Below are 6714 nucleotides of genomic sequence, written 5' to 3'. Positions count from 1 at the left end.
CAGCTGGCCCACTCCGCGCAGCTGGAGACGGTGGAGCGGCTGGTCCGGCGCGGGGTGTACACCGGTCCGCTGAACCTGACCTGGGTGGCCATCGGTGGCGGTTTCGACGGGCCGAATCCGTACACGATGCTGGAGTTCATCCGCCGGGTGCCGGACGGCGCGTCGCTGACGCTGGAGAGCATCATGCGCAACGTCCTGCCGGTCAACGCGATCGCGATGGCGCTGGGTTTGCACACCCGCTGCGGCAACGAGGACACCCTGTGGGGCCGGTTGGGTGAGAAGTGCACCTCGGCCGATGCCGTGCGTCAGTTGGTGCGCATCGCCGGCGAGCTCGGCCGCGAGGTGGCCACCGGCAAGGAGGCGCGCGAGATCTATCAGCTCGGCGAGTACTGGGGCAGCGCCGACGAGGCGCTGGCCAAGCTCGGCTACCCGCCCAACCGCCAGCCCGGCCAGCGGGGCTTCCTGCACCACGCCTGATCAACACCGTCTGATCAACACCGTTTGGTCAACACCGTTTGGTCAACACCGCCTGATCAGCACCGCCTGATCGACGGCCACCCGACCGCCCGACGTGGGGTGCGGGCCCTCCTCCGCTGAGCGCCCGCACCCCACGCCCATGTCGATGACGAGCACCCGGTTCGACGTCGACCCCTCGATCAGCCGCCCCCTGGGCGGCGTCGGGATCGCGCATCGACTCGTCGAACTGGAGCTTCGTCATGGCAGCACCGATCACCGAGAGGGTCGGCGACACGATCGTCGACCGGCCCTCCGCCTCTGCGGCCCCCCGGGCCCGGAGATTCTTTCCCTGGCTCGTTTTTGCTCTCACCTTCGCGCTGCTGTTGTCGGACTACATGTCGCGGCAGGTGCTGTCCGCCGTCTTCCCGTTCTTGAAGGTGGAATGGGCGCTGACCGACACCGAGCTCGGCGGGCTGACGAGCGTCGTCGCGCTGACCGTCGGCCTGCTGGCCGTTCCGCTGTCGCTGCTGGGTGACCGCTGGGGCCGGGTCAAGTCCATCGTGCTGATGGCCTCGATCTGGAGCCTGGCCACGGCCGGCTCGGCGATCGCGGCCAACTACGAGCAGCTGATGCTGGCCCGGGTCTTCATCGGTGTCGGTGAGGCCGCCTACGGCAGCGTCGGCCTGGCCGTCGTGCTCGCCGTCTTCCCGGTCTACCGCCGCGCCTCCCTGACCGGCGCCTTCCTGGCCGGCGGCTCGTTCGGCTCGGTGCTCGGCGTCGCCCTGGGTGGCGCGCTCGCCGTCCAGTTCGGCTGGCGCTGGTCGTTCGCCGCGATGGCCATCCTCGGCCTGGTCCTCGTCGTCGCCTACCGGGCGCTGATCAGCGACAAGAAGCTCGAGGCGCACCGCGTCGCCACCCTCACCGACGGCCAGCCGGTGACGGCCCCCGGCGGCCGGGCCAAGCTGCGCACGCTGTTCAGCACGCCGTCGGTCATCGCCGCCTACGTCGGCAGCGGCTTGCAGCTGTTCATCGCCGGCTCGCTGTTCGCCTGGCTGCCCAGCTACCTGGGCCGCGCCTACGGCCTGGCCCCGGACAAGGCCGCCGGGATCGCGGCGATCGCGATCCTGCTCATGGGCACCGGCATGATCGTCTGCGGCGCCGTCACCGACCGGCTGGCCCGGACGGTCGCCATCCGCAAGTGGACCACCGCCATCGTCTACACGACGGCATCGCTGGTCTTCCTCGGCGTCGGCTTCTCCCTGCCGCACGGCGGCGCGCAGCTGCTGCTGCTGGCGATCGGCGTCTTCTTCGCCGCCGGCACCGCCGGTCCGGCCGGCGCGATGGTCACCAACCTGACCCACGAGTCCATCCGGGCCACCGCGCTGGGCACCCTCACCCTGGCGAACAACCTGCTCGGACTCGCCGCCGGGTCGCTGATCACCGGCATCCTGGCCGACCGGTTCGGCCTGGCCGGCGCCATGCAGATCGTCCCCGTCGTGGCGGTGGGCGCCCTCATCGCGCTGCTGATCGGCCGCAAGTACTACCTGCGCAGCCTCGCCAAGGTCGACGCTCAGTCGGTCATCCGATGACCGCCGTCCTGCCTGTCGACGACGTGCGTGAGAACGACATCGACGAGCCTGTCGCGACCCCCGTCGCGGCACGCCGCCGGAAGGTGTGTACCGGGCTGCTCGCCGCCGGTCTCGGGCTCGGCGGGGCCATGCTGGCCCACCAGTTCGTGCCCGCGATCGGTGTGCTCACCTGGGCGGTCGCACTGGGCATGCTGGCCGGCAACACCCGGCTGCTGCCCGCCGGGGCGCGGCAGGCGCTGGGCGGGATCACCAAGCGGCTGCTGCGGGTCGGGATCGTGCTGCTGGGCTTCTCGGTCTCCTTCGGCGCGATCGCCGCGCTCGGCCTCGGCACCATCGCGCTGGTCGCGGCCACCCTGGTGATCACGCTGGTGGTCACCACCTGGCTGGGCAACCGGGCCCGGCTGGGCGCGGCCCGCAGCCTGATCCTGGGCACCGGCTTCGCCATCTGCGGCGCCTCGGCGATCGCGGCGATGGAGGACACCGCCGGCGCCGACGAGGAGGACGTCACCGTCGGCATCGCGATGGTCACCCTGTTCGGCACGCTGGCGATGGTCCTGCTGCCGCTGTTGGCCGGTCCGCTGGGCCTGACCGACCAGCAGTTCGGCATCTGGGCCGGGGCCAGCATCCAGGAGGTCGGCCAGGTCGTCGCCGCGGCCGGCGCGGGTGGGGCGAGCGTCGTCGCCATCGCCGTCGTCGTGAAGCTGACCCGCGTGCTCATGCTGGCCCCCGTGGTGGCCACCGTCAGCGTGCGGAAGCGGATGGCCGGTGCGCAGACCGGCGGCAAGCGGCCGCCGATCGTGCCGCTGTTCGTGCTCGGCTTCCTCGCCTGCGTCGCCTTCCGCAGCACCGGGATGGTCCCCGCGGGTGCGCTCGCGGCGATCTCGCAGGTGCAGGTCGCCGCCCTCGGCGCCGCACTGTTCGGGATGGGAGCCGCGGTGCAGATCGCGACGCTCTTCCGCCGCAGCGGCCCGGTCCTCATCGTGGCCACGCTGTCAACGCTGCTCGTCGCGGGTGTCTCGCTGGCCGGGGTCTTCCTGCTCGGGTGACACAGCCAGACCGCTCGCCTCGGGTGCACCTGACGCCGGATCCCCGACCTGGTCACAGGTCGGGGATCCGGCGGCTCCCGTCAGCGGTGTCCGCGGCGGCCTGTCGAGGTGCCCTCGTGGCTCTGACCTGGCGCTCTACGCCCCCGGACCCCGTGGAACCCCGCAGACACGCACCAGCCGCGGTGGTGGCGTCGGGGCGTGGTCGAGTTCGGTCAGGGGCGACACGCCACACACGCACACGGCTGGTGGGCTCCGGCCGATCGTTCGACCGGCGACACGACGGGCGTCATCCGCTGCAGATCGGCGGCTGCGCTGTCACCTGACCCGGCGCCCGATCCTCACGCCGACCGCGACCGCGCCGATCACGAGCAGAACGCCCAGGCCCTGCAGACCGGGCGAGTCATCAGCCTCTCCGAGCACGACACCGGCGACGCCGAGGGCGACGACGAGGAGGAGGGCGACGACAGCGAGAAAGGACTTCATCCGTGTTCCTCCGAGAGCCTGGACCCGCCGGCGATGACGCCCAGGTGGGCCGCCGACCGGCACGCCGAGGATGCGTCCGTAGACGGGGTGGTGGGGGAGGATCGCACACGCCGTCACGTCACACGGCGAGTCGGTCGGGCGACCGCTCCTCGTGTCGGGTCCGGGAACGGCGGGCTGGAGGAGGACGTCGATGCGCACCTCGTTCGTGGGCCGCGACCGGGAGTCCGCCGTGCTCGAGGACTGTCTCGCGTCGGCACTCGCCGGCCGGCCGAGCTTGGTGCTCTGCCGCGGGCAGCCCGGGATCGGGAAGACGCGGCTGGCGGAGGAGTTGTCCGCCGAGGCCGCTTCGGCGGGCGCCGTCGTCGTGTGGGGACGGGCGCCCGAGGCCGCCGGGGCCCCGCCGTACTGGCCGTGGCGGCAGGTCCTGCGCGCTGCGGGACAGCACGCTGACCTCCACGCTCTGGCCCGAGACCACCGGCTGACCGCGGAGCTGGCGCGGCTCGCGCCGGACCTGTTCCAGGGAGTTCAGGACGGGACGGTCGGCCCCGGCACGGCGGAGGACCGCTTCCGGCTCTTCGATGCGGTCGATCGGCTCCTGCGTCTGCTGTCGCAGGAGAGGCCCCTCGTGATCGTGCTCGACGACGCGCACTGGGCGGACGACTCGTCCCTGCTCCTCCTGCAGCACCTCGCGGACTCCATGTCCACCCAGCGACTTCTCCTCCTGGTGAGCTACCGCGACACCGAACCGCTCGGCGACGTCCTGCTGGTCGGGCTGGCCCGTACTCCTGCGACGCGGGTCCTGGAGATCGGCGGTCTCTCCCTCGCGCACGTCGGTGCGCAGCTGGCCTCGGTCCTCGGAGAGGAGGTGTCCGACAGGGACGTCGAGCAGGTGCACGCCCGCACCGGGGGCAACCCCTTCTACGTCACGGAGGTCGCCCGGGCGCTGGCGGACGGAACCGACGAGCTCGTCGTGCCGGCCGGTGTCCGGGATGCCATCCGCGCGCGGCTGAGGAGGCTGCGCCCCGAGACGGTCGAGCTCCTCCAGGCGGCGTCCGTCGTCGGACGCGAGTTCCCCTTGACGCTGGTCGCCGACATGCTGCGGGCGTCGGAACTCACCTGCCTCCCACTCATCGAGGAGGCCGCCGCCGCGGGCCTGGTCGCTGGTTCTCCACCGGGTGACCACCGCTTCGTGCACGACCTGGTGCGGGATGCGGTCGAGGCCGGCCTCGTCCCGGCCGAGCGGGTGAGGTTGCACCGCAGCGCCGCGGACGCCGTCGAACGGATGCACACCGGCCGGCTCGAACCACATCTGTCCGACCTCGCCCGTCATTGGGCTGCAGCGGCTGCCTCCGGGGAGCGGGAACGGGCCGCAGAGTGGATCACGCGTGCCGCAGAGGAGGCGATGCGTCGTCTCGCCTACGAGGAGGCCGCCCGGCTCTACCGTCTCGCCCTGACCGTCGGTGCCGTCGACATCGACGACGGTCGTCGTTGCCGGCTCCTACTGGGCGCCGCGGGTGCGCTGAAATCGGCGGGTGAGCTCTCGGGACGCCTGCCGGTCTGTCGCGATGCAGCGGCGCTGGCTCGTGTCCTGCGCCGCCCGGACCTGCTCGCCGAGGCGGCGCTGGCGATGGAGGGTGGTGAATCGAGCCTCGAGGCGGAGGTGCTGGTTCGAGCGTCCTGCGCAGAGGCCCTCACTGCGTTGCCTCCGTCGGCGACTGCCCTGAGGGCCAAGGTGGCCGCGAACCTCTCCACGGCGTGCATGTACCTCGGCGACCTCGAGGTGGCCGGCCGTGCGAGCGCGCACGCGCTGGCGATGGCCGACCGTTCCGCCGACCCGGCCTCCCTTGCTGCGGCCCTGCGGGCCCGCCAGCTGGTCGCGTCCGGACCCGAGGGGATGGAGGAGCGGGCGACGCTTGCCGACCGGATCTCCGCAGTCGGTCATGAGGGCCAGGACTCGACCCTGCGCATGTGGGGGCACCTGTGGCGGATCGACGTGGCCTTCGAGCGTGGGGATCTCGCCGCCGTGAGCCGGGAGCTGGAGCCGCTGGCGCGCTGCGTGGCCGACCAGCGCACCCCGGTGGCGCGCTGGCACCTGCTGCAGACACGCGCCGTCCTGGCGCAGGCTGTCGGCCGATTCGCCGATGCACGCCTGCTGGCCGACCGTGCGGTAGCGGCGCTGCCGCCGTCGGCGGCCGGTCGGGAGTCGGCGCAGATAAACCGGACGGCGTTGCTGTCCCTGGTCGGGCTGCACACCGGTGATGCGCCCGAACTCACCGGCCTGCTCGGCTACGGGCCCGGCGACGAGGACGGCGACGGGCTGGACTTCCCCATCGAGGGCGTCATCTTCTCGATCGCGGCGGCATTCTTCCTCGCCGACGCGGGGCTGCTGGGACAGGCGGCGACTCTGTACCGCCGTCTGGGCCCCCCGGCGAGCTGGCGGCCGACTCCCCATGCGACGACGTCGAGCTTCGCGCTGGGCATCGGCACGGCCATCGCGCTGGACGCCTCCGACGACGTGGCCGTGTTACGCGGGCGGCTCGCTCCTCTCCGCGGGCGGCACGTGGCCGACGGCGCCGGGGCGGTGGCCTACAACGGGCCGGTCGAGCTGTACCTGGGGTCGGCCGAAGCACATCTGGAGCTCCTCGACGAGGCCGTGGTGGATCTGGAGGCGGCGGCACAGGCCTGCGCGAGGAACGGGGCAGCCGGTTTCGCCGTCCAGTCCCGGTTCGAGCTGGCCACCGTCCTGACCCGCCGGGCTCGTCCGGGCGACCTGGCGCGGGCGCGAACCCTCAGCGTGGGGGTCGTCGAGCAGGCGTCGGCCCTCGGGATGGCTCCGTGGGTCGAACGGGGGCGACGACTCGTGGACCGGCTCGACGACGAGCGCGGGAACCCGCTCACGCCTCGCGAGCGTGAGGTCGCCGTCCTGGTGGGGGAGGGGCTCACCAACCGCCAGATCGCCGCCCGGCTGTATCTCTCCGAGCGCACCGCGCAGAACCACGTGCAGCACATCCTCACGAAGCTGGATCTGCCGAACCGCAGCCAGATCGCCGTGTGGGTGACCACTCGGACGTGAGTAGGCCGCCTGAGTAGTTCGGCGGACGACGCCGAGCCCCGCGCTTCCTACGGTCGATGCGTCGGTT

5 protein-coding genes are annotated in these 6714 nt (G+C 72.3%); 4 read left to right on the top strand and 1 reads right to left on the bottom strand.

The features are described from left to right. The 3 genes from CRP39_RS12255 to CRP39_RS12245 form a co-directional block, all read left to right on the top strand. Positions 1 to 477, top strand: a 477-nt coding sequence (locus CRP39_RS12255; protein ID WP_143426628.1) for a 3-keto-5-aminohexanoate cleavage protein, incomplete at its 5' end; no start/stop codon positions are given. Positions 478 to 716: 239 nt separating this feature from the next. Then, positions 717 to 2045, top strand: coding sequence for an MFS transporter (locus CRP39_RS12250; RefSeq protein WP_097206653.1), 1329 nt, complete (start codon positions 717 to 719; stop codon positions 2043 to 2045). Further along, positions 2042 to 3091 carry a YeiH family protein gene (locus CRP39_RS12245; protein ID WP_097206652.1) on the top strand — a complete coding sequence of 350 codons (1050 nt, stop codon included), beginning with the start codon at positions 2042 to 2044 and terminating at the stop codon, positions 3089 to 3091. The genes CRP39_RS12250 and CRP39_RS12245 overlap by 4 nt, the downstream gene beginning before the upstream one ends. Positions 3092 to 3406: 315 nt before the next feature. Here the strand turns inward: CRP39_RS12245 and CRP39_RS26385 are convergent, their stop codons facing one another. Beyond that, positions 3407 to 3772, bottom strand: a complete 366-nt coding sequence (locus CRP39_RS26385; protein WP_143426627.1) for a hypothetical protein — start codon at positions 3770 to 3772, stop codon at positions 3407 to 3409. Between CRP39_RS26385 and CRP39_RS12240 the strand changes: the two genes are divergently transcribed. After that, positions 3765 to 6647: an ATP-binding protein gene (locus CRP39_RS12240; protein ID WP_097206651.1), complete on the top strand. Its 2883-nt coding sequence runs from the start codon at positions 3765 to 3767 to the stop codon at positions 6645 to 6647. The genes CRP39_RS26385 and CRP39_RS12240 overlap by 8 nt on opposite strands. Positions 6648 to 6714 lie beyond the last annotated feature (67 nt).

The organism is Geodermatophilus sabuli (assembly GCF_900215145.1).
GTDB classification, from domain to species: Bacteria; Actinomycetota; Actinomycetes; order Mycobacteriales; family Geodermatophilaceae; genus Geodermatophilus; species Geodermatophilus sabuli.
Note: the sequence above shows the minus strand (reverse complement) of the source record. Positions and strands in the feature narration are given on the sequence as shown.